The sequence below is a fragment of the Celeribacter ethanolicus genome (assembly GCF_001550095.1).
Taxonomy (GTDB): domain Bacteria; phylum Pseudomonadota; class Alphaproteobacteria; order Rhodobacterales; family Rhodobacteraceae; genus Celeribacter; species Celeribacter ethanolicus.
In genome coordinates this window covers 17548-43341 of record NZ_LRUC01000039.1, presented here as the reverse complement: position 1 = coordinate 43341, position 25794 = coordinate 17548, and the positions used below count along the sequence as shown (strand labels likewise).

Annotated in this window: 28 protein-coding genes and 1 other RNA gene; 13 read left to right on the top strand and 16 right to left on the bottom strand. The window is 62.0% G+C overall.

Annotated elements, in window-relative coordinates; genetic code table 11:
• Positions 1–23 precede the first annotated feature (23 nt).
• The 10 genes from fumC to NH195_RS14215 form a co-directional block, all read right to left on the bottom strand.
• Positions 24–1418, bottom strand: a complete 1395-nt coding sequence (fumC, locus tag NH195_RS14260) for a class II fumarate hydratase (protein ID WP_066708231.1) — start codon at positions 1416–1418, stop codon at positions 24–26.
• Positions 1419–1538: 120 nt separating this feature from the next.
• Positions 1539–2096 carry a class I SAM-dependent methyltransferase gene (locus NH195_RS14255; protein ID WP_066708229.1) on the bottom strand — a complete coding sequence of 186 codons (558 nt, stop codon included), beginning with the start codon at positions 2094–2096 and terminating at the stop codon, positions 1539–1541.
• A gap of 136 nt (positions 2097–2232) precedes the next feature.
• Positions 2233–2724, bottom strand: coding sequence for an SspB family protein (locus tag NH195_RS14250; RefSeq protein ID WP_066708227.1), 492 nt, complete (start codon positions 2722–2724; stop codon positions 2233–2235).
• 61 nt (positions 2725–2785) lie between these two features.
• Positions 2786–4051, bottom strand: coding sequence for a chromate efflux transporter (gene chrA / locus NH195_RS14245; protein ID WP_066708225.1), 1266 nt, complete (start codon positions 4049–4051; stop codon positions 2786–2788).
• Between the two features lie 64 nt (positions 4052–4115).
• Complete coding sequence (locus NH195_RS14240) at positions 4116–4877, bottom strand: phytochelatin synthase family protein (protein ID WP_066708223.1); 762 nt, start codon at positions 4875–4877, stop codon at positions 4116–4118.
• Positions 4878–4994: 117 nt separating this feature from the next.
• On the bottom strand, positions 4995–5420 hold the full coding sequence (locus tag NH195_RS14235; protein WP_066708220.1) for an ester cyclase: 426 nt from the start codon (positions 5418–5420) through the stop codon (positions 4995–4997).
• A gap of 231 nt (positions 5421–5651) precedes the next feature.
• Positions 5652–6027: a transfer-messenger RNA gene (gene ssrA, locus NH195_RS14230) on the bottom strand.
• Positions 6020–6715, bottom strand: a complete 696-nt coding sequence (locus NH195_RS14225; RefSeq protein WP_202906510.1) for a DUF1287 domain-containing protein — start codon at positions 6713–6715, stop codon at positions 6020–6022. The genes ssrA and NH195_RS14225 overlap by 8 nt, the downstream gene beginning before the upstream one ends.
• 106 nt (positions 6716–6821) lie before the next feature.
• Positions 6822–7862 (bottom strand): extracellular solute-binding protein, encoded by a 1041-nt coding sequence (locus NH195_RS14220; protein ID WP_066708320.1) that lies wholly within the window; start codon positions 7860–7862, stop codon positions 6822–6824.
• Positions 7863–7995: 133 nt separating this feature from the next.
• Positions 7996–8733, bottom strand: coding sequence for a FadR/GntR family transcriptional regulator (locus tag NH195_RS14215; protein WP_066708217.1), 738 nt, complete (start codon positions 8731–8733; stop codon positions 7996–7998).
• A gap of 128 nt (positions 8734–8861) precedes the next feature.
• Between NH195_RS14215 and NH195_RS14210 the strand changes: the two genes are divergently transcribed.
• Both NH195_RS14210 and NH195_RS14205 read left to right on the top strand, forming a co-directional pair.
• Complete coding sequence (locus tag NH195_RS14210) at positions 8862–9845, top strand: MDR family oxidoreductase (protein WP_066708214.1); 984 nt, start codon at positions 8862–8864, stop codon at positions 9843–9845.
• A 73-nt stretch (positions 9846–9918) separates the two neighbouring features.
• Positions 9919–10740 carry a sulfite exporter TauE/SafE family protein gene (locus NH195_RS14205; protein WP_066708211.1) on the top strand — a complete coding sequence of 274 codons (822 nt, stop codon included), beginning with the start codon at positions 9919–9921 and terminating at the stop codon, positions 10738–10740.
• Positions 10741–10793: 53 nt separating this feature from the next.
• On the opposite strand, the gene NH195_RS14200 is transcribed toward NH195_RS14205, so the two are convergent.
• The 4 genes from NH195_RS14200 to NH195_RS21265 all read right to left on the bottom strand — a co-directional run bounded on the left by NH195_RS14200 (position 10794) and on the right by NH195_RS21265 (position 13221).
• Positions 10794–11030 (bottom strand): DUF1289 domain-containing protein, encoded by a 237-nt coding sequence (locus NH195_RS14200; protein WP_066708208.1) that lies wholly within the window; start codon positions 11028–11030, stop codon positions 10794–10796.
• On the bottom strand, positions 11027–11491 hold the full coding sequence (ruvX, locus tag NH195_RS14195; RefSeq protein WP_066708318.1) for a Holliday junction resolvase RuvX: 465 nt from the start codon (positions 11489–11491) through the stop codon (positions 11027–11029). The genes NH195_RS14200 and ruvX overlap by 4 nt, the downstream gene beginning before the upstream one ends.
• A gap of 5 nt (positions 11492–11496) precedes the next feature.
• Positions 11497–12732, bottom strand: coding sequence for a c-type cytochrome biogenesis protein CcmI (gene ccmI / locus NH195_RS14190; protein ID WP_066708205.1), 1236 nt, complete (start codon positions 12730–12732; stop codon positions 11497–11499).
• Positions 12733–12837: 105 nt separating this feature from the next.
• Positions 12838–13221: a hypothetical protein gene (locus tag NH195_RS21265; protein ID WP_155846186.1), complete on the bottom strand. Its 384-nt coding sequence runs from the start codon at positions 13219–13221 to the stop codon at positions 12838–12840.
• Positions 13222–13397: 176 nt separating this feature from the next.
• On the opposite strand from NH195_RS21265, the gene NH195_RS21260 reads away from it, so the two are divergent.
• The 5 genes from NH195_RS21260 (at position 13398) to rarD (ending at position 17034) form a co-directional block, all read left to right on the top strand.
• Positions 13398–13556: a hypothetical protein gene (locus tag NH195_RS21260; protein ID WP_155846185.1), complete on the top strand. Its 159-nt coding sequence runs from the start codon at positions 13398–13400 to the stop codon at positions 13554–13556.
• A gap of 183 nt (positions 13557–13739) precedes the next feature.
• Positions 13740–14339: a superoxide dismutase gene (locus NH195_RS14180; RefSeq protein WP_066708198.1), complete on the top strand. Its 600-nt coding sequence runs from the start codon at positions 13740–13742 to the stop codon at positions 14337–14339.
• 146 nt (positions 14340–14485) lie between these two features.
• A complete protein-coding gene (locus NH195_RS14175) occupies positions 14486–14803 on the top strand; it encodes a hypothetical protein (RefSeq protein WP_066708195.1) in 318 nt (105 codons plus the stop codon).
• A gap of 118 nt (positions 14804–14921) precedes the next feature.
• Positions 14922–16049: an amidohydrolase gene (locus NH195_RS14170; protein ID WP_066708192.1), complete on the top strand. Its 1128-nt coding sequence runs from the start codon at positions 14922–14924 to the stop codon at positions 16047–16049.
• Between the two features lie 58 nt (positions 16050–16107).
• Positions 16108–17034 carry an EamA family transporter RarD gene (gene rarD, locus NH195_RS14165; RefSeq protein WP_066708189.1) on the top strand — a complete coding sequence of 309 codons (927 nt, stop codon included), beginning with the start codon at positions 16108–16110 and terminating at the stop codon, positions 17032–17034.
• Here the strand turns inward: rarD and NH195_RS14160 are convergent.
• Together NH195_RS14160 and NH195_RS14155 are read right to left on the bottom strand one after the other, a co-directional pair.
• On the bottom strand, positions 17031–17672 hold the full coding sequence (locus NH195_RS14160) for a pentapeptide repeat-containing protein (RefSeq protein ID WP_066708186.1): 642 nt from the start codon (positions 17670–17672) through the stop codon (positions 17031–17033). The genes rarD and NH195_RS14160 overlap by 4 nt on opposite strands.
• A complete protein-coding gene (locus NH195_RS14155; protein ID WP_066708183.1) occupies positions 17659–18240 on the bottom strand; it encodes an LOG family protein in 582 nt (193 codons plus the stop codon). The genes NH195_RS14160 and NH195_RS14155 overlap by 14 nt, the downstream gene beginning before the upstream one ends.
• Positions 18241–18403: 163 nt before the next feature.
• Here NH195_RS14155 and NH195_RS14150 point away from each other — a divergent pair, with 163 nt between their 5' ends.
• The 6 genes from NH195_RS14150 (at position 18404) to NH195_RS14125 (ending at position 25784) form a co-directional block, all read left to right on the top strand.
• The gene (locus NH195_RS14150) at positions 18404–19645 is read left to right on the top strand and encodes a LysM peptidoglycan-binding domain-containing protein (RefSeq protein ID WP_066708180.1); all 1242 of its coding nucleotides are present in this window, start codon (positions 18404–18406) and stop codon (positions 19643–19645) included.
• A 246-nt stretch (positions 19646–19891) separates the two neighbouring features.
• The gene (locus tag NH195_RS14145) at positions 19892–21712 is read left to right on the top strand and encodes an ABCB family ABC transporter ATP-binding protein/permease (RefSeq protein WP_081423941.1); all 1821 of its coding nucleotides are present in this window, start codon (positions 19892–19894) and stop codon (positions 21710–21712) included.
• A gap of 64 nt (positions 21713–21776) precedes the next feature.
• A complete protein-coding gene (locus NH195_RS14140) occupies positions 21777–23171 on the top strand; it encodes a cryptochrome/photolyase family protein (RefSeq protein ID WP_081423950.1) in 1395 nt (464 codons plus the stop codon).
• A gap of 55 nt (positions 23172–23226) precedes the next feature.
• Entirely contained in the window at positions 23227–24453 is a 1227-nt protein-coding gene (locus tag NH195_RS14135) for an SAM-dependent methyltransferase (protein ID WP_066708173.1), read from the top strand.
• Between the two features lie 27 nt (positions 24454–24480).
• Positions 24481–24921: a TrgA family protein gene (locus tag NH195_RS14130; RefSeq protein ID WP_066708171.1), complete on the top strand. Its 441-nt coding sequence runs from the start codon at positions 24481–24483 to the stop codon at positions 24919–24921.
• Entirely contained in the window at positions 24912–25784 is an 873-nt protein-coding gene (locus NH195_RS14125) for an NUDIX domain-containing protein (RefSeq protein WP_066708169.1), read from the top strand. The genes NH195_RS14130 and NH195_RS14125 overlap by 10 nt, the downstream gene beginning before the upstream one ends.
• Positions 25785–25794: the final 10 nt, after the last annotated feature.

Here is a 25794-nt window from a genome sequence, read left to right as displayed (position 1 = left end):
TCTGTACACATTGTCGGAGAGGCTCAGTCTTTCGGCCCGATCATCTGCTCCGGGCGGACCACGGCGTCAAAGGTCGCTTCGTCGACAAAGCCCAGCTTGATCGCTTCTTCCTTGAGCGTCGTGCCGTTCTTGTGCGCAGTCTTCGCAACTTTCGTGGCGTTGTCATAGCCGATGGTCGGCGCGAGAGCGGTCACCAGCATGAGCGACTCGTGCAGGAGTTTCTCGATGCGCGGTTCGTTGGCCTGAATGCCCACCACCATGTTGTCGGTGAAGGCGGAGGCGCTGTCACCCAGAAGCTGCATGGATTGCAGCACGTTGTAGGACATCATCGGGTTGTAGACGTTCAGCTCGAAGTGACCTTGCGAGCCCGCGAAACCGACAGCGGCGTCGTTGCCCATGACGTGGGCACAGACCATGGTCAGCGCTTCGGCCTGGGTCGGGTTCACCTTGCCCGGCATGATCGAGGAGCCCGGCTCGTTTTCCGGCAGGATCAGTTCGCCCAGACCGCAGCGCGGGCCGGAGCCCAGAAGACGCAGGTCGTTGGCGACTTTGAACAGCGAGGCGGCGATGGTTTTCAGCGCGCCGGAGAACATCACCATGGCGTCGTGGGCGGCGAGCGCTTCGAATTTGTTCGGCGCGGTCACGAAGGGCAGGCCGGTGATTTCGGCCATGTTTTTCGCGACGGCTTCCGCCCAGCCTTTTTTCGTGTTGAGACCGGTGCCGACGGCGGTGCCGCCCTGCGCCAACTCGTAGATCGCGGGCAGGCACATTTCGACGCGTTTGATGCCCATGCGGACCTGATGCGCGTAGCCGGAGAACTCCTGACCGAGCGTCAGCGGCGTTGCGTCCTGGGTATGGGTGCGGCCGATCTTGATGATGTCCTTGAAGGCCTCGGATTTGGCTTCGAGCGCTTCGGCCAGTTTCTTGAGACCCGGCAGCAGCACGTCACGCGCCTGCATGCCGATGGCGACATGCATCGCGGTCGGGAAGGTGTCGTTCGAGGACTGACCCATGTTGCAGTGATCGTTGGGGTGCACCGGATCTTTCGAGCCCATCACGCCGCCCAGCATTTCGATCGCGCGGTTGGAGATCACCTCGTTGGCGTTCATGTTGGACTGGGTGCCGGAACCGGTCTGCCAGACGACGAGCGGGAAGTTGTCGTCGAACTTGCCCGCGATCACCTCGTCTGCTGCGGCCACGATGGCGTCGCCCAACTCTTTCGCCAGCTTGCCCTGCGCCATGTTCTCAAGCGCACAGGCTTTCTTCACCACGCCCAGAGCGCGGATGATCGGAACCGGTTGCTTTTCCCAGCCAATCGGGAAGTTCATGATGGAGCGCTGCGTCTGCGCGCCCCAGTATTTGTCGGAGGGAACTTCCAGCGGGCCGAAGCTGTCGGTTTCGGTACGGGTGGTGGTCATCGGGGGATCTCCCTAGCTCTGCCAATCAGTTGCCATGGCTATAGAGCCTCGCCTCGGCGCTTGCAATGTATACCGAAGCATACATGCCCCTGTTTGCGCTAAAATCCGACGCGCCGCCGCTCAACCCGGCTGGCGGCGATATTCGAATACCCGCGCGGGCGGCAGATTGGCCCAGACCGTGCCGCGTTTCACCGCCGAGAGGCCTAGTTCGGCCTGCATCGCGGGCGTCACTGGCGAGCTGTTGGCATAGGTGATCTGGGTGAAGAAGGCCCCCGGCGCCATGACCTCGAAAGCGCGACCGACGACGGCACGTTGCAGATCGGGGCGGGCGAGAACCGGCACACCGGAGATCACCGCGCCGACGCCCGTGAGCCCGATGTCACGGATGTCCTCGGCGGAGCGGTTGAGCACGGTTACTCCGGGAAATTTCTCGCGCAGGTCGTCGCAGAACCGCGGGTTCAGCTCCAGCAGCGTCAGCCGTTCGGGTGCCACGCCACGGGCGAGGATCGCTTTGGTGAACACGCCCGTGCCCGGGCCGATTTCGACCAGCGGGCCGGTGACCTTTTCGACGCCTGCGGTCATGAGACGTGCCGCGGCGGCAGAAGAGGGCGCGATGGCGCGCACCTCGTCGGGGTTGCGGATCATCTCTCCGAGAAATACGGCAAAATCGCGCGGCATGGGGGGCTCCTGTGCATCACCTCGTGTCAGAGGTGCGCGGAGCCTAGGCGCAAAACAAGAGGCCACACGAAGCTGTTACGCAAAATTCACGGAGATGTTTCGAAAGCGTCAGAAACCCGGCAAGGCGGATGCGGGTTTATTTGCGAAACTTGTCGAGAGAGACGATTTCCGCCTCTTTCGGGCCAGCGGTTTTGCCGGTGTCGTCCTTCGGTTCGAAGGAGGTCACTTCCGCGTCATGCGGAATCTCGTCCTCGTCCATTTCTTCGACATCGTACTCCTGCGTCTCGAAGCGCAGGCCGAATTCGACGGAAGGGTCCACAAAGGTGCGGATCGCGTCATAGGGAATGTAGAGCGGTTCCGGGCTGTCGCCGAAGTTCAGCGTGATCGCAAACCCGTCTTCGGAGACTTCGAGATTGTCGAACCAATGCTGGATGACGATGGTCATTTCCTCGGGATAGCGGTCCGACAGCCAGTCGGCCAGTTCCACATCCGGGTGCATGGTGTCGAAGGTGATGAAGAAATGATGTTCCCCCGGCAGGCCGTCGCGGGCCACGCCGTCCAGCACCTTGCGGATCAGACCGCGCATGGCGTCATGCATCAGGTTGCCGTAATCGATGGTTTTGGCCATCCTAGGGTCCTTTCTCTCATCCTGATTGCAGCATACGGGATTCTGCAGCCAAGGAAAGGGGTCACCGCACGCTTGCCGGAAGCCCAAGTCCGAGGCCCAGCCCGGCCAAGGCCACAAGGGCGATGGTGAGCATCAGCGAGCGTTTCAGGCCGAAGAGCAAAAGCGCTGCGAGTCCCGCGAGCACGGCTGCGAGCGGCTCGAATGTGGCCGGATCGGGCAGGGTGAGTCGCAACGCGTCGAGGCGGGTCTCGTTGACCCCAGTGAAAAACACATGCAGCGCGAACCACCATGACAGTGAGGCGATCACGCCCACGACGGCCGCTGTCACGGCCTTCAGTGCTGTGTCGATCCGGGGGCGGGAGGCCATCCAATCGATGTAAGGAGCGCCCGCGAAAATCCAGAGAAAACAGGGGATAAAGGTCACCCAAAGAGTCACGAGCGCGCCCGCCACACCACCAAGAATACCCAAGGGCGTGGCGGCCATATAGCCAACGAACTCGGTCACGAGGATCAGCGGGCCGGGGGTGGTTTCGGCCAGTCCCAACCCGTCGAGCATCGCCTCGGGCGCGAGCCAGGCTTTGGCCGTGACCACCTCTTGCGACATATAGGCCAAAACCGCATAGGCTCCGCCGAAGGTCACCACCGCGAGTTTCGAAAAGAACAGGCCGATGGCGAGCAGACGCTCCTGACCTGTGGCCCAGAGGAGCGCGAGCGGTGCGGCCCAGAGCGCGCCCCATGTGGCGAGCGTGCGGGGCAGGTGGGTGGTTTTGGGCGTGGGCAGGGGCTTGGGCATGCTGCGGGTCGTCAACGCCCCGACGAGGCCCGCGCCGAGCACGATCAGCGGAAACGGCACGGCAAATCCCGCGATCAGCACGAAAGCGGCCAGTGCCAGCACCTTGCGCAGCGGCGTCCCGAGCGCCTTGCGCGACAGCCGCACAAGTGCTTGCAGCACGACAATCACCACCGTGGCCTTGACGCCCAGAAACAGCGCTTCGGAGGCGGGCAGGTGGCCGTAGGCAGCATAAAGCGCTGCGAGCGCCAGCATCACCAGCGCACCGGGCAGGACGAAAAACAGCCCCGCGACAATGCCGCCCGACACGCCTTTGAGCCGCCAGCCGCAATAGGTCGCAAGCTGCATCGCCTCGGGGCCGGGCAGCATCATGCAAAACGAGAGTGCGGAGAGAAACCCGTCCTCCTCCATCCAGCGCCGGTCTTCCACAATTTCGCGGTGCATCACGGCGATCTGTGCCGCAGGCCCGCCGAAGGACAGGAGGCCGATGCGGGCAAAGCTTTTGAGGAAGTCGGAGAGGGGTGGCTGGGGCGTCATGGGGAGGGCGCTCGTGGCTGGTGTCCGTCCCGCCCTTGTTAGCCGCCCCGGCCGGTCAAGTCACTCAGTTTGCGGGGGCCAGACGAACAAAACCGCCGGTCTGACCTTCGAGAACGCCATGCTCGTCCGAAGTCGGTTTCAGCATCGCCTCCAGAAGCACCGGCGCCGGGGTCCAGTAGGGGATGTACCATTCCTGATCCACTTCGAGGATCAGAACCGCGTCCCTGGCGGCGTCATAGGCGCCGATCACCGAGACATGCGGCCCGTCCCAGTCGCCGGTCACCACGCCCTGGTTGAAATAGACCAGCATCGCATCCTCGGCGCTTTCCTCGTTGAGCATCAGCCAGTTGCGCAGGGTCGCAAGGCTTTCGGCGCTGTCGTCCGTCGGTTTAAACGTGCTGACCGCATAGCTGTCGAGACCGGCGACGGGCAGGGCCTCGGTCGCATAGGTCACAAGCTCGTCGAACATCACACCATCGCCGCCCTCGGCGGAAATCTCCGACCAATGGGCATCGCCCACGGCCTCGAGCAGATCCGGCTGGGTCATCACCGTATCCTCGGCATTGGCCGGAAGCCCCGCAAGCCCGTTGAGGGCGGCGGTGACGGAGGCAACGCCACAGGCAGAGGTGGTGAATTGCGGTTTCACGAATTCGGCAAAGGCCCAGTAATCCGGCGCGGGGGCGGTTCTGAGATACTCGGTCGCTTCGGTGACGGGAATGGCGTTGGGGCCGAGTTTCGGCAGCGGCGCATCGTCCTGTGCGAGGGAGGCTTGGGCAAGGGAGAAGAGCAGGACCGCGGAGGTCAGCATCAGGTCAGTGGATTTCATGGGTCACCTGTAAGAGAAAACGGGCGATGCCATGGCCGAGTCGCACCACGGGCCCGTCCGTTTCACAGTCCGGCAAAGTTCTATGAAAGCAAGGAAAACCGTGTTTCAGGGGCTGGGTCAGGAGAAAGTTTCCCCGGCCAGCATCAATGCCACCGAATCTTTCGGAAGATTGCCCATCTGTTCGAAATAACTGACAAAATCGTAGCTGTTATGTGCCTCAATGATCTTGCCATGCTTGAGCCGCACCATGACCTGGCCGGAGATATGAATCGGCATCATGTCCTCGGCCTTCCGGGCGTGCAGCGTCATACGGGCCCAGACCTTGTCGCCGATTTCCATCGAATCCTCGAAGGTGATGCTGATGTCGCGCAATGCGTGGCGCACGGCGGGCACGAGGGTTTGGAAGTCCTCAAGCTGGGCCGCAAAATCGCTCATCAGCCCGGAGGCAAGTGCTTCCGTGTCGAAGAAATCGGCCACGGCGCTCAGATCGCCCTTTACCCATACCTTGTCATACCAGGCTTCCAGCAGCTCCATGCCGGTCATGAGACGGTCTCCTTCGGTCTTCACGTCTGGAACGATTTTGCGCTCAAAAGCTGAACGAAACCTTTCTGTTCGAGGGGAAAATACCGGAAAAAGAGAAATACATGTGTGGGTGTTGCGTCAGTCTTCGCAAATTGCAAAAGAAGAGGGCGGCAGCATTCAACCTCGCGCGCCGCAGGATACATGTCCAACAACGATTGTGCCGGGGATCGTGTCGGGCGGTGAGAGGGGGAAAGTGCAGGTTTCTGTTGCCAGGTACCTGCGAACCCCGCCTTAAGCTGCTAGGCCTAAGGGCTTAGATTTCGATATTTCGCACAGCTTACGCTGCGAGAGCCATCGGAGCTTTGTTGTCGTTTGCAACTAGCTTAGGTGTACCGATAACGGTGGTAACTCACCGAGACAAAGCAAACCCCTTTAGACGTCCGTCGATCCTATTTCGTCCCCATGATCCAATCTCTTGCCGGTCCCAAACGAAAACCGAAGAGGGGTATTTGGTGGAGACGCCGGGTACCGCCCCCGGGTCCGATCCGCTTATTACGAGCGCGTTTATGTCCATAGTCCCCGAAGGGACAGATCACAGATAGGCGATGAGGCTCCGGGTTTCAAGTGCCCGTCGGTTTGGGAGAAAGGCGATAATGTCCGGTGATCGGATAGGCGAAGAGAAAGCCCTGTTCCCGCGTGCCGGCGCCTGCATTGTGCAGGATCAGCGGCACGCCCGTCCGGGCCTCCGTCTGGTCAGACACGATGCCGATATGGGGCTTGCCGGGCGCGAAAAGCCAGGTGACCAGATCGCCGGGCAGATAGTCCTCGGCTCGATCGCTGACTGGCAGCGACTGGCCATGGCGCTCGAAATAGCGGCGCAGGTTCGGAACCCTGCGATGGTCGATATTGGAATCCGGGCCGCTCGATCCCCAAAGCGCGGGATAGTCGGAAAAGGCGCGCAGCATGTCCTCGTGAACGCTTTGTTGCAGGTCGAGACCGTGGGAGGCACGCAGCGCCCGAATGACGACATCGGTGCAGACACCGCTCTCCATGGGCACGTCCCCGTTGGGATAGGCGATCTGCGCATAGGCCCCGTCATACTGCATCGTGACGCCGATCTGAGCTCGGGCCGCGGCGATCAAGGAGGCGGCCCAGGGGGCCGCGTCCCGGCTTTCTGTCGCCGAACCATAGGAGATCGGGATGAGGTCTGACAGCTTCGCCGTGACCGTGGCTTTGAGCGCAGGCGAGAGCTGGGAAAAGCCGAAGCCAACCGCTGCAAACACAAGACAAAGCATAAGAAACACACGACGGTACATGAGGCATTTTCCTAAGTGCGCACATACTTGTCGAGCCAAAATGCAGGCATAAGAAAAACGCCGCCCACAAGGGGGCGGCGTTCCTTTTTGGCTTTCAAGGAAGGGCTTAGAAGCCAGCCTTGATCTTCTCGAATTCTTCGGACTGCTTCTCGCGCAGCTCGACCGACATCGGCAACTGGGCCAGAATCGGGGCGTCGATCGGGGCCAGGCCACCGGCTTCGAGCGCCTCTTGACCCAACGTGGCGAGGCCTTCGGTGTTGGAAATGCCATAGCCCGCGTCCATCAGCACGGCGGCGTTGGAGGCATCGAGGAAGCCGTTAAGATAGTCATAGGCTTTTTCTTCAGAACCGGGGCCGTCCTTCAGATTGACGTAGCCACAGAGCCAGAGCGAAGAGCCCTCTTTCGGCTCGCGCTGAAATCCGACGGGGAAACCTTCGTCCGCAAGCGTCGGATAGGTTTCGTTCCAGGCCCAGGAGATCAGCACTTCGCCGGTTGCCATGAGCTGCGCCAGTTCCGCAGGGTCGGTCCAGTAGGTACGCAGGTAGGGGTGCACTTCGCGCAGCCAGGCGGAGGCGGCCTCGAATTGCTCGTCTGTGGCATTGGTCCAGTCGGTCGTGCCGGTGGCGAGATAGGCCAGCGCATAGGCATCGTCGACATTGTCCGGCAGGGTCAGCCGACCCTCGTATTTCGGGTTCTTGAACACGTCGAGCGAAGCGACATCCTCGGCGGGCACTTCCTCCGTGTTGTAGGCGATGGCGGTGGAGCCGAAATCGGTCGGGATGAAATAGGCACTGGTCGCCGCCACGTCCTTGCCGACGAGATTGCTGTCGAGCTTGGCGAACTCGGTGATTTTCGACGTGTCCCACGGCTCCAGAATGCCGCTTTCCTCCCATTTCATCACGGAGCCGGCACAGACGTGGCTGACGTCGGCCTTGAAACCGGAGACGAGTTTTTGCAGCGCCTCGTCTTCTTCGCCGAAGAAGGCGAAAGAGGGGACATCGCCATTCTTCTCAACATATTTGGTGTGGAAGGCCGGGTCTTCGAAACCGGAATAGTCAAACACCAGCAGATCGGGGTCTTCGGCAAAAGCGGCGCTCGCGACGGTGGCGAAGGCGACGCTGCCCAGAAGAGTTTTAAGCGTGTTCATGAAGGTCATCTCCCTGAAAATGGACCAATTCTGGGAGATGACGCTAGCATGGGTTTTGCCTCGTGCAAGGGGCGCTTTGGGCGTCGTGGCGTTTTTTCGGGAGTTTGCCCTAAATTTGATCAAATTTAGGCGATCAATCTCTTGGATGCGGACTTTCCGGTTTGGCCGCAAGCCGATGGCCCTGCGCCGCATGGGCGGTGCGCAGGGTCTGTTCCCGCAGGTAATCAATCAGGATTTCGAGCTTCGATCCGACCCGCGCTTCCAGCGCATCGGCAATGGCCTCATGCAGGCCGATCACGGCATCGCGGTCGCGCTGGCGATAGGTGATCATGTTCATCAGCGGCTCGATTCCCTCGACCGCTGCCGCCAGTTGCCATGACAGCACCGGATTGCCCGCCGCATCCACTAGGGCCCGGTGAAACGCAACATCGGAGGCGCAGAACGCCTCGTCGCTCAGTTCCGGATCCTTCTGTCGGGCAATCTCTCGTCGCATGATGTCGAGATGCTCCGGGCCGCGATGCTTGGCGGCCAGTCGCATGCAACCGCGCTCAAGCGCAAAGCGCGCTTCGCAGGCGGTGGCGATGTCGATCTCGTTCAATCCGATCAGAAGCGTCGCCTTGGAAGCCATGTCGGCGCATGCTTCCTCGAAGCTTTGCCGATGCACGAACGCCCCGCCAGCGGCCCCGCGCCGCGTGCGGATCAGGCTCTGCGCCGCCAAGCGTTTGAGTGCTTCGCGTACGGTCGCCCGCGACACGCCATGGGCCTCGGCCAGTTCCGATTCCGAGGGCAGGCGTTGATCTGCCGCCAGCTTGCCAGAAGCAATATCGGCTCGGATCGCATCCGCGATCACGGTTGACAAGTCTCTGGACATATTTTGTTTTTCTTTATTGTCTGACATTCAAACCATGGCCCGACGTATTTGTCAGACATTTGCTTGCATTGTGTTTTCATTTGTCAGACATTTAAGCAAATCTCATGCAGCATAGCAAGGAGGACCGCATGAAAGCTTTGGTCATGGAACAGACTGCCGAGGGGCTGGCCGAACCGCATATCAAGGACATTTCCGAAGATCTTCTGCCCGAAGGCGATGTCACGGTGAAAGTCGAATATTCGACGCTGAATTACAAGGATGGGCTGTGCCTCTCGAAAAAGGGCGGCGGGCTGGTGCGGCACTATCCGCATGTGCCGGGGATCGACTTTGCCGGGACGGTCGAGCGCTCCGACAGCCCCGAATTCCACCCCGGCGACAAGGTGGTGCTGACCGGCTGGCGCGTCGGGGAGGTGCATTGGGGCGGCTATGCCGAAAAGGCGCGGGTCAAATCGGATTGGCTGGTGCCGCTGCCCGAAGGGCTCTCGACACGGCAAGCCATGGCGGTCGGCACGGCCGGGTTCACCGCGATGCTGGCGGTCATGGCACTCGAAGATCACGGTCTGACGCCTGACAAGGGGCCCGTTCTGGTCACCGGTGCCTCGGGTGGGGTCGGCTCCGTTGCGACAGCCATTCTCGCGCATCTCGGCTATGAGGTCGCCGCCGTCACCGGGCGTCCCGCAGGGGCTGGCTATCTCAAATCCTTGGGCGCAAGCCGGCTCGTGGCGCGTGAAGAAATCGCGGAGACGGTCAAACGTCCGCTCGAATCCGAGACCTGGGCGGGCTGTGTCGATGCGGTGGGGGGCGCAATGCTGGCGCGCATCCTCGGCCAGATGAAATATGGCGGTTCGGTGGCCGCGGTGGGGCTTGCGGGCGGGGCCGATTTGCCGACCTCGGTGATCCCGTTCCTGTTGCGCGGCGTGAACCTGCTGGGCATCGATTCCGTCATGCAGCCGAAAGAGAACCGCATCCGCTGCTGGAACCGGATCGCCACCGACCTTCCGATGGAAAAACTCGAGGAGATGGTGCAGTCGGTGACGCTGGAAGACCTGCCCGCGCTCGGCGCTGCGATCCTCAAGGGCGGGGTGAAGGGCCGGGTGCTGGTCGAACTCTGATCGGAAACGCAGGCACAGGCTTTGAAAAACGCGCTCTTTTCAGGGGCGCGTTTTGTCGTTAACGCTTTGCGCCATGGATTTCGCAACGCTTCTCCCCTTCGCCGCCCTGATCGCCGTCATCGGCGCGTTCGCGGGCATTCTTGCAGGCCTTTTGGGCGTGGGGGGCGGCATCGTTCTCGTCCCCGCCTTCTATTACGCCTTCTCTGGGCTGGGCTATGACAGTCCGCAACTCATGCAGATATGTCTCGCCACGTCTTTGGCGACGATCATCGTGACCTCGATCCGCTCCGTTCTGTCGCACCACAAAAAGGGCGCGGTGGAATGGCCCATCCTCAAGAGCTTTGCGCCGGGGATCGTCGTCGGCGCAATCATCGGCGTGCTGGTCGCCTCCAGCCTGCGCTCGGCCACATTGCAGATGATCTTTGGCGGGGTCGCGATCTTCATCGGGCTCTACATGGCCTTCGGCAATTCCGCATGGCGGATCGGCTCGGAGATGCCCAAGGGGATCATGCGGGGGATCATCTCGCCGCTGATCGGGTTCCTGTCCGTGCTCATGGGCATTGGTGGCGGCTCCTTCGGGGTGCCGACGATGACGCTTTACGGCGTGCCGATCCACCGTGCCGTGGCCACCGCCGCAGGCTTTGGCGCGATCATCGCGATCCCTTCGGTGATCGGCTTTCTCTTTGTCGATCTGCCCGCCGATGTGACGCCCCCCTTTACCGTGGGGGCGGTCAATATCGCAGCCTTCCTTCTGGTCATCTGCATGACGCTGATCACGGCCCCTCTAGGGGCAAAGATCGCCCATGCCATGGACCCGAAACCCCTGAAACGCGTGTTTGGCGGCTTCCTGATCCTCGTGGCGCTCAACATGCTGCGCAAGGCGCTGATGGGGTGAGGTTTTGAGTATTTCGGGCACAAAGGAAACCCGTCTCCTTTGTGCTCAAATACTCATTCCATCCGTTTCAACCGCGCCGCGCGGCCGCCACGGCGTTTGGTCGGGGCCGGTGAGCGGTTGGGCAGTTCAGCCATGATGGCGCGACGCTCTTCAGCGGACATCGAGGACCAGCGCCCGATTTCGTCGATTGAGCGGGCGCAGCCAAGGCAAAGCCTTGTGTCCGGGTGAATTTGACAGATCTTCGTGCAGGGGCTTTCGATCTCGTCGCGTTTCCAGATGTCGTCCGTCATAGGTTTCTGAGCCTGTCCAGAGCCCCTTGAAGGATCACGCCCGCCGCCACCTGGTCGATTTTCTCGGCGCGTTTGGCGCGGGACATGTCGGCCTCCAGCATGGCTCGGTCGGCGGCGACCGACGACAGGCGTTCGTCCCAGAAGGTGATTGGCAGATCTGTCAATTGGCCGAGATTGCGCGCGAAAGCGCGAGTTTTCTGACAGCGCGGGCCCTCGGTGCCGTCCATGTTGCGCGGCAGGCCCAAGACGATGCCACTCACTTCGCGCGACGCGAGCAGCTTGAGCAGTGCCTCGGCATCCAGCGTGAATTTCTTGCGCCGGATCGTATCCGTGGGGGAGGCGACCGAGTGCAGCCGGTCGGAGATTGCCACGCCAATGGTCTTGTCGCCGAAATCCAGCCCGGCAAGCGGGCACATCGGGGTCACGGCGGCCTTGAACACCGCAATATCATCGGTGATCAGCGCGCTCATTCGACCAGACCCGCACGTTCCGCGCCCTGACGCACGACCGCCAGAGCCTCGGGGGTTGCGCCGAAGATCACCTGTGCCTCGCCCCAGATCGCCTTGGCGCGCTCCGTTTCGCCCAGCATGGCGAGCGAGGAAATCAGTCGCGACCATTCCTCCGGGCTGCCGCCTTCATTGGCGAGACGGGCCGCGAGGCCTTCGACCATGCCGCGGATCATCTCCTGACGTTCCTCGGGGGTCATGTCGGCGGTGGCTTCGACATCTTCCTGCGTCGGGCCGCGCAAGCCCCCGGCCATCGGGGCAGGCGGCAGGGTATAGCGGATGCCTGCGGCCTGTGCGACGCTCTCGATCTGCTGCCGGATCGGCATCACCCAGGGGTCTTCGGCGGAGGACGAGGACAGGAGCGGTTGCCAGAGCCGGAAGGTCATGTCGGGGCGCCCGGTCTGGGCAAACATGAGGCCGGAGTAATAGATCGCCGTGCCGTTCTGCGGATCGCGTTGCAGCGCCTTGGTGAGTGCGTCCTCGGCCTCCGGCGAGACAAAGCCGCCCGCAGCGAGGATCATCATATCGGCCAGATCGGCGTAATCGTCGGCGGTGGCGCCGGGGCCCTTGATGCGGATCACCTGTTTCTGCGCCTCATAGGCGGCGCGGTAATTGCCGGCCACGGCCTCGTTGCGTGCCAGAAGGATATGGCCCTGAAGATCGTCGGGCCTAGTGGTGAGCGCATCGCGCAGCTGGACAAGCAAGGTCGTGAGGCGCTCGTCCGGTTCCATGATGGGCGGCGAGGGCGGGCGCATCTGTTCGATCGCGTCCTGTGTCGGGCGGTTGGCACGGGCCTCTTCGGCCAGTTCGATGCGATGGGTGAGCGGCAGGTCCTCGTAGCCCGGCGCACCGAGATCGTTGTAGAGCCAAAGCGCACCGCCGCTGACTGCGGCAAAGAGCACGGCGGCGGCCCAGATCGGCGCGCCACGCACACCGTGCTTTTCGCTGGCGCGGGCCTTGTCGGCATCGAGGAGACGGCGCGAGACCTCGATCCGGGCGCGTTTGGCGTCCTCGGCGGAGAGCACGCCGCGAGCCTCGTCGCGGTCCACTTCCTTGAGCTGGTCGCGGTAGACCTTCATCTCCACCTCGGCAGTGGAACTGTCGACATCGCCGATGCCATGGGCGCGCCGGAGCGCAAGGGCCAGCGGGATCGCGGACAGGAGGGCGATGGCGAAAGCGATGATCCAGAAGGTCATATCAGGGTCCGTCAAAGAGAATTCCGTTGCAAGGGTGTATCCGGCGGACGGGCTTTGCGAAACCCCTTATGACGCGGGTGTGACCGAATGGCTCGTGGGGAAGATTTATTCCAGAGAAGGGAACATCAATTCATGAAGGTCGCTTCCAAGATCGGCGCTGTGTTCACTGCTGGACAGCAGAAGTTCTTCGCCGTCCTTCTTGAGGGTCAGTCGAAGTTCGGCGTCGCGTATGTCCTCGGCGATAAGAGACGCGCCATCGAGCACCGTAAGGGTTGAAAACAGCGAGGCTTCGGCAATGTACTCCATAAGCTGACGGCAGGTCCGTTGTTGCTCCTCATCCAGAGACCTGTACCATTTAGACAACGTCACAAGTCGCTTTGCGGGTTTGCGTCCCGGAGGGTTTTGTAACGATTGTTCGGATGACGTTACGACGTCATCAACGCACTCACGGCGCAGATCCAAGGCAAACTGTTCTCTGGTGTAGTTCATTGCTTTCGCTTCTGAAAAAAACTATGTCGTCTGATCCCCCAAGTCCATGGATCATCTTCAGAAAAATCTAAATGTTTCTAATTGATCTTTCATAAATGCCCTATTTGGAACCAATCGCAACGTCAATCGTTTCTCATCTAAGCGGCCTGTCATGGCCCAGACTTAAGGAGAAAGACATGAGTGGCAATAACGGTGGCGGTAATACTGGGATCGGCATTCTGGTGGGGGCGATGCTCGTGCTGGTGGCTGGGATCGCCTATTATCTCTTCACGGGGGGCGATGTGCCGCCGATCGGCGACGAACCGGAAATCCAGATCGACCTGCCGGACAATTGAGTCCAGTCCAGACCTGATCCGTGGCGCCCGGTCGGGTGCACGGAAAACGGATGGTTGAAGGGTGAACAACCCATGTTCGCGATTTTTGGAACGATTCCAAAGTTTCTCCCTTGACCCGAGCCGGTCATCGGATCAGGTATATGCCTGACAGAAACGCACAACTTCTGAATTATGGAGGCCCCAATGGCTTTTGAACTTCCCGATCTTCCCTATGCCTACGACGCACTCGCTGATCTCGGCATGTCGCAAGAGACGCTGGAATATCACCACGACCTGCACCACAACGCTTATGTGACCACCGGCAACACGCTGGCTGCTGGCACCGAGTGGGAAGGCAAATCGGTCGAAGAGATCATCAAAGGCACCTATGCCGCTGGCGCCGTGGCGCAGTCGGGCCTGTTCAACAACGCGTCCCAGCACTGGAACCACACCCAGTTCTGGGAAATGATGGGTCCGGGCGAGAAGAAAATGCCGGGCGAGCTTGAAAAAGCTCTGGTCGAAGCCTTCGGCACCGTCGACGAGTTCAAGAAACAATTTGCGGCCGCTGGCGCGTCCCAGTTCGGCTCCGGCTGGGCCTGGCTGGTGAAAGACACCGACGGTTCGCTCAAAGTGACCAAGACCGAAAACGGCGTGAACCCGCTCTGCTTCGGTCAGACCGCGCTTCTCGGCTGCGACGTGTGGGAACACTCCTACTACATCGACTTCCGCAACAAACGCCCGGTCTACCTGTCGAACTTCCTCGACAAGCTGGTGAACTGGGAAAACGTCGCCTCCCGCATGTAAGTCGTGAGACGATGCCGGATTTTGGAAAGGGCGCCCATGTGGTGCCCTTTTTGCATTTCGGGGCGGGGGCGCGAGATTTTCCAATTGATATCAAATGCTCCGACACTCAGCCTTGCGGTACACGCGTCAAGGATCAGGAGGGGTGGATGAAATATGTCATGGCGGCAGGGCTGACGGTGATGTGTCAGATCGGCGTTGCACAGGCGGAGGATTTGAAAACCGCTTATGTGAACGGCTGTATGGCGGAGGGCGAAAGCCCCGTGGTGCGCGACTGTGCCTATGGGGTGGCGGAAAGGACGCTCGATCCGGATGTGATCCGTATCGCCATTGCCCTCTCGGGTGGAAATGTCGCGGCGGCGCAGACCCTGGTGGTGTCGGCGGGATACAGTGGCGCAGAGGATCCCGAACTCATAGCCGATGTCATGGGCTTTGCCCGGGCCGTCGAAGCGCAGTGTCTGCCCTGACGTGGTGTGACGGAGGGCTCTTTCCCTCGCGCGTGACACATGACAGGGTGCCGTTGATCTGACGACAAGAGACACCGAGATGACGCCGCTTCCCAACGCCTGAACCCTCACCCCGGACATGCTGTCCGAGGCCGTGGCACTGCGCCATGAGCTGCACCGCTTTCCCGAAGTCTCCGGTGCCGAGCATGAAACCGCGAAACGCATGGCCGCGCGGATGCGGGCGCTTGGCGCAGAGGTGATCGAGGGGCTGGGGGGCACGGGGATCGCAGCGCTGTTCGGAGTCGGACCGAAAACTTTGATGATCCGTGCCGAACTCGATGCGCTGCCGATCCTTGAGGCGACCGGGCCAGACTATCGCTCGGAGCACGAAGGTGTCGGGCATCTTTGTGGCCATGACGGGCATATGGCCACGCTCTTTGCGGTGGCGACGGCGCTCTCAAAGCGGGCTCCGGACTGTCGTGTCGTCCTACTTTTCCAACCCGCGGAAGAGACCGGGGCGGGGGCGCGTCTGGTGTTGGCCGATCCGAAATTCGATGCAATCAAACCCGATCTGGCGATCTCGCTGCACAATCTTCCAAAATTGCCCCTTGGGGCCGTGGCGCTCAAAGAAGGCCCTGTCGCCTGCGCCTCACGCGGGTTGCACATTCGGTTGACGGGGCAGACCTCGCACGCGGCCCGCCCCGAAAACGGCCGTTCGCCGGGGCTGGCGCTCTCTGCGCTGATCCCCGCGCTCGGGGCCCTGTCGCGCGATCTGCCGACCGAAGATCCGGGGTTTCGGCTATGCACCGTCACCCATGCCCGGCTCGGTGTGCCGTCTTTTGGCATCAGCCCCGGCGAGGCCGAACTTCAGATCACATTGCGAACTTTGTTCAATTCTGAAATGGCTGCGCTCGAGGCCGAGGCCCGCGCTCTGATCGAGACCACCGCCGCAGGGTTCGCACCCGAGATCACTCTCCACGATGCGTTCAGCCATTCGGTCAATGCGCCGGAGGCCACGGCGCTGCTGGAGCGCGCCTGTACGGGCCTGCCGCGTGCCGAGGGGGCAATCCCGATGTGCCCGTCCGAGGATTTCGGCCTGTTCGGCACGGAAATCCCGGCGGCCATGCTGTTCTTGGGCTCGGGCGAGGATCAGCCGGAACTGCACAACCCGGATTTCGATTTTCCCGACGGGCTCATTCCTGTCGGCGCGGAGATTTTCCTGCGCGCGATTCAGGCTTTCGCCAGCGATGGCAGGCAGGACACCTGAGCCCCTGTGCGTTTTCGCCTCTTGCCAAAGGGTGGGAAAAAGGCGCTTTGTCACGGCCATGACCGAAACGCAAAAAGGCTATGTCGCCCTCCTGATCGCCCAGACCGCATGGGGTCTCTCGCCGCTGTATTACAAGGCGGTGGCCGATGTGCCTGCCTTCGAGGTGCTGGCGCATCGCACGCTCTGGACCTGTCTGCTTTTCGGTCTCTGGATCGGGTTGCAGGGCCGGTTGGGCGAATTGCGCGCCCTGATGACCGGACCGCAGGCGGGCAAGGTGCTGGCCGCCGCGCTTTTCGTGTCGGTCAACTGGGGGCTGTTCATCTATGCGATCCAGTCGGGGCAGGCGCTTGAGGCCGCCTTCGGCTATTACATCTTTCCGCTGGTCGCGACCGTCATCGGCATGGCGATGTTTCGCGAACGGCTCTCCGGCCTGCAATATGCGGCGCTGGGGCTGGCCGCGCTCGCCGTCGTCGTGCTGAGCGTCGGGCTCGGTGCGCTGCCCTGGATCGCGCTGACACTTGCCGTGACCTTTTCGATCTACGGCGCGATCAAGAAGACGCTCGACGCCGGGCCGATCCTGTCTGTGACCGCCGAGGTGGTGCTTTTGTTGCCGATCGCGCTGGTCTGGCTCGTGGGCGCGTATCTTGCGGGCTGGGGCGGGACGGAGGCACAGCCCGCAGGCGCCTTCGGGCACTCGCTCAAGGATACGGTGCTTCTGATCTTCTCGGGGCTGATCACCGGCGTGCCGCTGATCTTCTTCACCGCCGCCGCGCGTCGTCTGCCGCTTACGGTGGTCGGCATGGGGCAATATTGGAACTCGACGCTGCAATTCCTTGTCGCCGTGCTGATCTTTGCCGAACCTTTCACCCATTGGCATGCCATCGCCATGCCGCTGATCTGGATCGCACTGGCGCTCTACACCGTCGAGGCTTTCCGCCGCGAGGCCCTGAGCCGCAAAGCACGCAAGGCCACGCGAACGGTCTAGAGAACCGTCACGCCCAGACCGCGAAGCAATTCGGTTGCCTGCGCCTTCGAGATGATCGCGCCCTTGAAACAGGCGGCACTCGCAAAACTCAGCGGTCCCAGATCGGCCTGCCGCAAATCGGCGCCCTCGAACCTGGCGGTTGCGAGATGGGCCGCCTGCATCCGGCAGCGTTCGAACGTGGCCTCCCGGAAATCGCAGCCCGCGAGATCGGCTTCGCTGAGGTCGATCTGCTCGAGCTGGCATTTGCGGAAATTCATCTGCCGCAGATAGGCGCCCGCGAGCACCGAGCCGTTGAAGTCGACCCCGAGGGCGCGGGCGTCCCGGAACTCCGCGCCGGTCAGCTTGCAATCGCGAAAGATCGCATCGGAAATATCGCTGCCGACCCAGCGTGACAGCGAGAGGTTGCAACCCTCGAACCGGGCCTCTGAGAGACGGGCGTAGCTGAAATCGGCCTGAATCGCCTTGCATTTGATGAAACTGGTGTCTTCCAGCGTTGCGCCAGTGAAGCTGCAGGACTGGAATTCGCAGAGCTCGAATCTATAGTCCGACAGGTCCATCCCGTCGAAGTTTCGCCCTTCGAAACGGCAGGAGAGGACATCCGTCCCGTTCAGCGCCGCGATGTCGTCAATGACCTGCATCGGTCCGCGCGGTGCGCAAAGCTTCGGCCAGTTCGCCGACCGTCTGCACCGTCTCGTAATATTGCGCGGTGGAAAGCGGCGCGAAGCCTTCGTCGATCACATGTTCGATCAGCGCCTCAAGCGGTTTCCAGTAGCCTTCGGTCGACAGGAGGAAGATCGGCTTGTCATGCAATCCGATCTGTTTCCAGGTCAGCACCTCGAAGAATTCGTCGAGCGAACCGGCGCCGCCCGGCAGCACCACGATGGCGTCGCAATTCATGAACATGACCTTTTTGCGCTCATGCATGTTCTCGGTGACGATGAAGGTGGTGAGATCGCGTTTGCCGACCTCTTTCGGCAGAAGATGGGTCGGGATCACACCAAAGGTCGCCGCCCCCTTGGCCTGTGCCGCCCGCGCCACGGCGCCCATCAACCCGACATCGCCCGCGCCATAGACCAGCCGCCAGCCTTCGTCCGCGATCATCTCTCCGACCTCTGTCGCCGCCGCCTCGTATTCGGGCTTGCCTCCGGGGCGCGAGCCACAGAAGACACAGATCGAAAACAAGGAGGAAACGGGTTGGGATGACATGGCGGTCCCTTTGCGACGGGTTTGAAAAAAGGAAGTCTTTGACCCTTGTTAGCCCCCTTGCTAGGTTGTCTCAAGCCTTGATCTCGCAGCCCTGATCCGTGTCTCAATCTCGGGGGGTGACGGTCGTGCGACAGGGCCGGACCATCAGGGGGATGTGCCGAACATGGCGAAACAGAATGCATGGATGATGCCGGCGGCCGGTGTCGGGGCTGCGGTGCTGGTCGCGGCGATCGGGGCCGTGCTCTATCTCGGGCGTCCGATGGAGGAGGAGGCTTTGCCTCAGCCGGTGGCGGCGGTTCCAGAGCCTGCGACCGGAGACAACGGGACGATTGAGAGCGCCGAAGCCGTGCCGACCCCGGCGCAGATTCTGCCGCGCTTCGATCTCGTGCGCATTCCGCCCGACGGGCTTGCCACCGTGGCCGGACAGGCCGAGCCGGGCACGGAGGTGCATATCCTCGTCGATGGCACCGAAGTCGCCAGCGCAGAGGCCAATGAGCGAGGCGAATTCGTGGCCCTGTTCGGGCTCGACGCCTCCGGGACGGCACGCGAAATGCAATTGGTGAGCGGTACGGGCGCGGGCGCTTTGGCGAGTGCCGAAAGCGTGATCGTCGCACCGGCCAGCCCCGCCGAAACGGTGGTGGCAGAGGCACAGCAGCGGCCGGACGCGACCTCGCCGGACGAGGTGCCCGACGAGGTCGGGGCCGAGGCGATCGAAACTGCGGGCGGTGCCCCTCTGGCCGCCTCCGGGGCGGGCACTTCCATCGCGCAGAAAATTCTCGACGGCAACGGCAACGTGGTTTCGCCCATCGCGCCAACGGTGCTGATGGCCGATGACGAAGGCGTCAAGGTGCTGCAACAGGACGGCACGGCTCCCGGTACATTGCATATCGACGCGGTGAGCTACGATCCCGAGGGGCGAGTCTTCGTCTCGGGGCGGGCTGAGCCGGGCGCGGCGCTGCGGCTCTATCTCGATCAGGCGCTTATTGCACGCACGCAGATTGGCAAAGACGGACAATGGCGCACGGAACTCAAGGATGTGGCCGCCGGGCGCTATGCCCTGCGCGCCGATCAGGTGGACGCCTGGGGCGCGGTGGTGAGCCGGGCGGAAATCCCGTTCCATCGCGAGGAGGTGGCGTTGCTGGCGCAGATCGCGGGAGAGACGGCCGAGGCCGAACCGCGTCAAGAGACGGGCGTTGCCGAAACCGTGGAGGTTCCAGAAGTGACGCCGCCCGCATCGCGCATCGCCTCCGTCACCGTGCAGCCGGGCAACACGCTTTGGGGCATCGCTTCGACACGCTATGGCGACGGGTTCCTTTATGTGCGGGTGTTCGACGCCAACCGTGACCAGATCCGCAATCCCGACCTGATCTATCCGGGGCAGATTTTCCAACTGCCCGAGGAGTGATCCGCCCCGGTTCTGAGATTGCGCAGAAAGCGCCAGAGGGGTATGCGGGCAAGGCCTCTTGCCTTGCCACGCCTTTTCCGCGATTTTGGCGTCCCTTCACTCCGATCTGAAGTGTTGCGATTTGGGCTTGAGGCACAAAGATAACTCGAAACGCGCACAACATTCAGATGTTCCACAGGTTTCGCGAAAAGCTGTGTCTCAGGTTTTTCCCGAAACGCTCTAGCCCGAAAGGTTGCCATGAGAGGTATGCGTCCCTCCGTCACCACCGACCGAAACCCCGAGAACGGCTGGCTCGTTCTGCGCAAGGTCGCGCCCTATCTCTGGCCCAGGGGCAACACGCCCGTGCGTGTGAAGGTGGTGATTTCAGTCGTCCTGCTGGTGATCGCCAAACTGACCGCCGTGGCCACGCCGTGGTTCTACAAGGCCGCCGTCGACAGCCTCTCGGGCGAGACGGCACAGGACGCGGCGTGGTTCGTTGCCGTGGGGGCGATCGGGCTGACCGTGGCTTATGGCGTGGCGCGGATGATGGAGGTGGGGTTCCAGCAACTCCGCGCGGCGGTGTTTTCGCCGGTCGAGCAGGGTGCGCTGCGGGTCATCGCGCTCCAGACCTTCCAGCACATCCACAAGCTGTCGCTGCGCTACCACCTGACCCGACGCACCGGGGGCCTCAGCCGGATTATCGAGCGCGGGGTGAAGGGCGTCGCGTTCCTGATGAACGTGCTGATCTTTGGCATCGCGCCCCTGATCTTTCAGCTCGGGCTGGTACTGATCATCCTCTGGGGGGCATTTGGCTGGACGTATATGGGCGTCGTGGCCGTCACGGTCGTGGCGTATGTGGTCTTCACCCTCAAGGTCACCGAATGGCGGGTGAAAATCCGCTACGAGATGAACAAGCAGGACACGGAGGCCAACCAGAAGGCCGTCGACAGCCTGTTGAACTTCGAAACCGTCAAATATTTCAACGCCGAAGGCGGCGAAGCGCGGCGCTACGATCAGGCTATGGCGGGCTATGAGACGGCGGCGATCAAGACCGAACGCTCGCTCGCCTTTCTCAACTTCGGCCAGACCTTCCTGATCACCTCCGGGTTGATCGCGGTCATGGTCCTGGCGGGGCTTGGGGTTCAGAACGGCACGCTGACCGTCGGCGATTTCGTCATGGTCAACGCCTATATGATCCAGATCACCATGCCTTTGAACTTCTTGGGCTCGATGTATCGCAACATCCGCCAGTCCATCGTCGATATGGAGGATATGTTCTACCTCCTCGAACAACCGGCCGAGATCGTCGACGCGCCGGGTGCGCAGCCGCTCAAGGTGACGGGCGGGACGGTGACCCTCGATCATGTGGAATTCGCCTACGATCCGGCGCGGCCGATCCTGCATGGCGTCGATCTTGAAGTGCCGGCGGGGCGCACATTGGCCATCGTCGGCCATTCCGGATCGGGCAAATCCACCATCGGGCGGCTGTTGTTCCGCTTCTATGATGTGACCGGCGGGCGGCTGATGATCGACGGGCAGGACCTCCGCGATGTGACGCAGGACAGCCTGCATGCCGCCATCGGCGTGGTGCCGCAGGATACGGTGCTGTTCAACGACACGATCCGCTACAACATCGGCTATGGGCGCGACGGCGCGTCCTATGAAGAGATCGTTGAGGCGGCGAAAAAGGCCAAGATTCACGACTTCATCATGGGTCTGCCGGAGGGCTATGAGACACAGGTCGGCGAACGCGGGCTGAAACTCTCAGGCGGCGAGAAACAACGCGTCGGCATTGCCCGCACGCTGCTCAAGGACCCGCCGATCCTTCTGCTCGATGAGGCCACATCGGCGCTCGACACCCAGACCGAACGCGGCATCTTGGGCGCGCTCAAACTCGCTGGCGAAGGCCGCACGGTGATCACCATCGCGCACCGGCTCTCCACCATTGCCGACAGCGACGAGATCGTCGTGTTGGAAGCGGGCCATGTGGTCGAGCGCGGCACCCATGAGGCGCTTTTGCAGGCGGGCGGCAAATATGCGGCGATGTGGGCGGCGCAGGCCGAGGATCGCGACGCGGCGGCGGCGTGATCCGCCTCTGTCGCGGCAATGAAAATGCCCTATATCATCGGCAGATGTTGATATGGGGCAGGGTATGACGGCGATTTGGTGGATCCGGCGCGATTTTCGGTTTGAGGACAACCCGGCGCTTGTGGTGGCGGCAGAGCGCGGCGACGTGCTGCCGGTGTTCATCCGGGACGAGACGGTGGACGGACTGGGGGCTGCGCCGAAATGGCGACTTGGGCTGGGCCTTGCGCATCTCGTGGAGCGCATCGAAGCTCAGGGCGGGCAGGTTGTTCTGCGCTCCGGGTCTGCGAAAGACGTTTTAAAACAGATCGTTGCCGAGACCGGCGCAGAGGCGGTTTTCTGGAACCGGCTTTACGACAAGGCCTCGATCGCGCGGGATACCGAGGTCAAATCGGCATTGAAAGACACCGGTATCGAGGCACAATCCTCAAATGCGCATCTTTTGTTCGAGCCCTGGACGGTCTCGACGAAAACCGGCGGCTATTACAAGGTCTACACGCCCTATTGGAAGGCCGTGCGCGAGATCGGGGCGGGGCAGCCGGTGAAAACACCGCAGGTCACATGGGCCGGGGCGCCCGAAAGCGAGGCTCTGGAAGACTGGATTCTCGGGGCCGAAATGCGCCGGGGGGCGGCGGTGGTTTTGCCCTATTGCCATGTCGGCGAAACGTCGGCAAAGCGTCGGCTTTCCGTCTTCCTCGACACTCATGTGGGCGACTACAAGGCCCGGCGCGATTTTCCCGCCGATCCGGTTTGCTCGGGCCTGTCGGAAAACCTGACCTATGGTGAAATCTCGCCCCGGACCATCTGGCACGCGGGGCTTCATGCCATGGAAGAGGGGGCCGCGGGCGCGGAGCATTTTCTTAAGGAACTCGTGTGGCGTGAGTTTGCCTATCATCTTTTATACCACGAACCCGATTTGCCGGAGCGCAATCACCGTGACGGCTGGGACGCGTTTCCCTGGCGGGGCGACAACGAGGACGCAGAAAATTGGCGGCACGGGCGCACCGGTGTGAGCTTTGTCGATGCCGCCATGCGCGAAATGTTCGTGACCGGTACGATGCACAACCGCGCCCGGATGATTGCGGCCTCTTACCTGACGAAACATCTGCTGACGGACTGGCGAGTGGGGCTCAAATGGTTCGAGGATTGCCTGATCGACTGGGACCCGGCATCGAATGCCATGGGGTGGCAATGGGTGGCGGGCTGTGGCCCGGACGCCGCGCCCTATTTTAGGATTTTCAACCCGGACGGGCAGGCGGAGAAATTCGACCCGGACGGCACCTACCTGCGCCGCTGGATCGCCGAAGGCGCGGGGCAGCCGACGCAAACCGCGCTGTCCTATTTCGACGCCGTGCCGAAATCATGGGCGCTTTTGCACAAGGATGCACCAGCGACCCCAGCAATTTCGCTCAAGTCCGGGCGGGAACGCGCGCTTCTGGCTTATGAGACGCTAAAGGGGTGACGGATCGGAGATTTGCGTTACTCTGGGGCTGATATGGCAGTCAGGAGGCGCAGATATGCCCGGGACAGCACCCGTTTTGATCAGCACCGAAGGGCAGGGCGATCTGCCCCGGTATTTTCCGCAGGTCTTTGCCATGGCGCAAAGCATGGCGGCCGGACAGCTCGATTTCATCCTGCCCGACGGGCGGGTGTTTCGCGCGGCTGGCCCTGCGCCGGGGCCGGTTTCGGCGCTCAACATCCATTCGAACGATGTCTTTGCCCGGCTGATCCGCGAGGGCGATCTGGGGTTCTGTGACTCCTACATTGAGGGTGGCTGGTCGAGCCCGGATTTGCAGGATTTTCTCGATCTGCTGCACGCGGGCAATGACGTGCTGTACGACGGGTTTCCCGGCATGGGGCTCCTGCGCGCTTTCGAGCGACTGCGGCACTGGATGAACGCCAATACGCGCAAACAGGCCAAGAAGAATATTTCCTATCACTACGATCTCGGCAATGAGTTCTACAGCCTCTGGCTCGATGACACGATGACCTATTCCTCGGCCCTGTTCGAGACCGGACAGGAGAGTTTGGAGCAGGCACAGCGCGCGAAATATGCGTCCCTGATTGACGAAATGGGCGTCAAGGACGGCGATCATGTGTTGGAGATCGGCTGCGGTTGGGGCGGGTTCGCGGAATATGCGGCAGGCGAGCGCGGCTTGCGCGTCACCGGGCTGACGATCTCCGAAGAGCAGTTCAAATTCGCCGCCGAGCGGATCAAAAAGGCGGGTCTGTCGGATCGAGTGCAGTTGAAATTGCAGGATTACCGCGACGAGCGGGGGGCCTATGACGGCATTGCCTCCATCGAGATGTTCGAAGCGGTGGGGGAGAAATACTGGCCGACCTATTTCGGCAAGCTCTTCGAGTGCCTGAAACCGGGCGCCAATGCCACGCTCCAGATCATCACCCTCACGGATGCGCGGTTCGAAAGCTACCGCAAATCCGTCGATTTCATCCAGAAATACATCTTTCCGGGCGGCATGTTGCCCAGCCCCTCGGCGCTTCGGGACCAGATCGACAGCGCGGGACTGCATTTCCGGGGCTCGAAGGAATTCGGCGAGAGCTACAGTCAGACGCTCCGGCGCTGGCACGAGACCTTCAATGCCGAATGGGAGCGGGTCGCCGCACTTGGCTTCGACGAGCGATTCCGCCGGATGTGGAATTTTTACCTGACCTCTTGCGCCGCCGCGTTTCACGGGGGAAACTGCGACGTAACACAGGTTACAATGACACGACCGGGGGCCTGAACCCCGAGAATTCAGAGCAGGTCACAGATGCCCACAGCCGCCAAACTCGTCGCAGCCCTCTGGTTTGCCCTTTTGGCATGGTTCGCCGCCGAATTGGTGATCCCCTACCTGCCGGAAGGCACACAAGTCGGGTTGTTTTCCTATATCACCGGGGTCATCGGACTGTTGACCGGCTGGGTCTTTCTCGGGCGGCGCGCGGGCGACACGATGGCGGCGGCACTGAGCTACGGGTTTTCTGCCTCGGTCATCCTGACATTCTGGGCGATCTTCTATTTCTCCTTCGAAATGATGATCCACCGCTCGCTCGACAAGCATTATCGCGGCCCGACGCAGGCGCTGATGTCGATGGTGGACATGATGCGCGACAACGGTTTGTTGATGCTGAAATGGGACATTGTCATCGTATTGGTCGCGGGCGGGTTCTTTGGCGGTTGGATCACTGAGAAGGCGGCGCGCAAATGGTCGTAAGCGATGTTTTTGCGCCGCTGAAAGCCCGGTTCAACTCGGATCAGGTGGCGTTCCTGCGGGCGGTTCTCGACGGCGATGAGCCGTTCCTGTCACCGGCTCTGATCGCGGCTGCCGCCGAGGAGGTGGTGCTTTACGAGGGCGAACGCGAGGTGGAGGAGTTGCGGGCGCTGCGCTCCGCGATCTTCATCCGGGCCTGGGCAAGGCTGACCGCAGCGGCGGGCGAACGTCCGAGGGCGGAAGGCCGGACCGATCTGTCGCGGGCCGATGTGACGCTGATGTCCCGGGAGATTCCCTATTCGCATTTCTTTGCGCTCGACGACAGCGTGCTGACGCATCGGTTGTTCGACGGCGGCAGTTCCGAGGTGATGACCCGAGCGGGATTTCTCATGGCGGATGCGGCGACGGTGCTGCCCTATGATCCGGTGCGCGACCATGTGCTGGTGATCGAGCAGTTCCGCTTCGGCCCCTATGCGCGCGGGGATGCTCGGCCCTGGATGCTGGAGCCGATTGCCGGGCGGATCGACACCGGCGAAGGCCCGGAGGCGACGGCGCGGCGCGAGGCGGAGGAAGAGGCGGGTGTCACGATCGGGGCGCTTCACAAGGTGGCGGAATATTACCCGTCCTCGGGCGCGATCACCGAATATGTGACCTCTTATGTGGGGATTGCGGACCTGCCCGAGAGCCTCGCCAAACGGGGCGGCGGGCTGGATCACGAGCATGAGGACATTGCGTCCTATGTGATCCCGTTTGCGCGGCTGATGGAGATGTGCGACGCGGGTCAGTTGGACGTGGGGCCGCTTTACATGTCGGCGCTGTGGCTTTCGCGTCATCGCGACCGGATCAGGGCAGAGGCGGGGGTGTAAAGGCCCCCGC